Annotated in this window: 1 protein-coding gene and 1 pseudogene; both read left to right on the top strand. The window is 66.9% G+C overall.

Features of this window, described 5'->3' with window-relative positions; translation table 11 throughout:
* The first annotated feature begins 54 nt into the window (after positions 1 to 54).
* Entirely contained in the window at positions 55 to 1,521 is a 1,467-nt protein-coding gene (locus L6Q21_RS17900) for a ShlB/FhaC/HecB family hemolysin secretion/activation protein (protein ID WP_336246259.1), read from the top strand.
* A pseudogene (locus L6Q21_RS17895) lies at positions 1,521 to 1,770 on the top strand (hypothetical protein); the annotation flags it as partial. The gene L6Q21_RS17900 and the pseudogene L6Q21_RS17895, both read left to right, overlap by 1 nt.

The raw sequence follows: 1,770 nt of genomic DNA, 5'->3' as shown, positions 1-1,770 counted from the left end.
CCGGCCTGCGCCCAGGGCGCAGCCGCAGAGCCGCAGCAGTCTGCCAGTTTTTCCATTCGGGCTTTTCGTGTGTTTGGGAACACGGTTCTTTCGCCGCGTGTGGTGGAGCGTGTGGTTTATCCTTTCATGGGTCCGAACCGGACTGAGTCTGATGTTGAGGCGGCGCGTGCTGCTTTGCAGAAGGCGTTTGAGGATGCCGGTTATGTGGCGGTATCGGTGTTTGTGCCGGAGCAGTCGGTCGATGGCGGCGTGCTGCAGCTGGAAGTGCAGCAGCAGACGATCGGCGAGGTGCTGGTCGAGGGGGCGCGCAATCCCGATGCGGTTCGCGCTGCGGCGCCGTCGCTGACGCCGGGGGGCACGCCCAACCTTCCGGCGTTCCAGCGCGATGTGATCGCGCTGAACCAGACGGCGAGCCGGCGGGTGAACCCGGAGTTGCGCGCAGGCGTGGCGCCGGGAACGCTGGACGTGGTGCTGACGGTCGAGGAGCGTTCGCCGATCTCCGCCTCGGCGGAGCTCAACAATTTCTCCTCGGCCGCGACCAGCGACCTGCGGGCCTCGGCGACGCTGCGGCATGACAATCTCTGGGGTCGTGGCCATAGCTTGAGCCTGTCGGCGCAGACGGCGCCGCGGCGGACCGACGACGGCACGGTGTTCTCGGGCAATTATCTGCTGCCGCTGGGCCAGGGCACGCAGTTGCTCGCCTATTATGTGCATTCGGACAGCGACATCGCGGTGATCGGCGGCACCAGCGTCATCGGCAGCGGCGATATCGTCGGGGTGCGCCTGATCCAGTCGCTGGGCAGCCGGGACGGCTTCTATCATGCGCTGACGCTCGGCTTCGATTACAAGGACTTCGGCGAGGATCTGATCCTGGGCGCCGACACCGACTCGGCGCCGATCCAATATGTGCCCGCGACCCTGTCGTGGCGCGGCGACTGGTCCGGCGCCACGGCGCGCAGCGATGTGAGCCTGTCGGCGTCGCTGGGCATTCGCGGGCTCGGCGACGGCCCCGAGGCGTTCCGCTACAAGCGGCTCTACGCGCGCGACGGCTTCTTCATCCTGAAGCTCGACGCGGGCCGGGTGCAGGACTTTGGCGGCGGCTTTCAGCTCAGCAGCCGCTTCAGCGGCCAATGGTCTCCCGACGCGCTGATCTCGAACGAGGGGTTCAGCCTTGGCGGGATGTCGACGGTTCGCGGCTATTATGAGTCCGAGGCGATCGGCGACTATGGCTTCGCGCTGCAGACCGAGCTGCGCTCGCCCGACTTCGCCAGGACGCTGGGCGGCGGGTTCCTTAACGAGCTGCGGCTGCACGCCTTCTTCGATTCCGGCTGGGCGGGCCTGCACCATGTGCTGCCGAGCCAGGAAAGCGACTTCAGCCTGGTGAGCACGGGCCTTGGCGGCCGCATCAGGCTTTTCGACTTCTTCACCGGCGCGCTCGACGCGGGCGTGCCGCTGATCTCCGGGCCGGATTCCGGTTTTGGCGATATTTTTGTCCGCTTCCGCATTCAGGGGGAATTTTAATGACCAGCTTGCTTCGTAGCGCCCTTGTGGGCGCGGGCCTCCAACGCGCCCGCATGGGGGTGCTGGCGGGCGCCGCCGCGCTTGCCGCCTTCACCGCCGCCACGCCGGCCCATGCCTGGTGGGAAGCGGATTACGCCTATCGCACGAAGATCAATCTCGACGCGGGCGCCGCGGGGGTGACGGGGGAAGTGGCGCGGGCGCCGGTTCTGGTTCGGCTGCACTCGGGCAACTTTAACTTCGCCGATGTGA

Origin of the sequence: Sandaracinobacteroides sayramensis (assembly GCF_022014495.1) — a bacterium.
In the GTDB taxonomy this organism is placed as follows: Bacteria; Pseudomonadota; Alphaproteobacteria; order Sphingomonadales; family Sphingomonadaceae; genus Sandaracinobacteroides; species Sandaracinobacteroides sayramense.
This window is presented reverse-complemented; position numbering and strand designations above follow the sequence as displayed.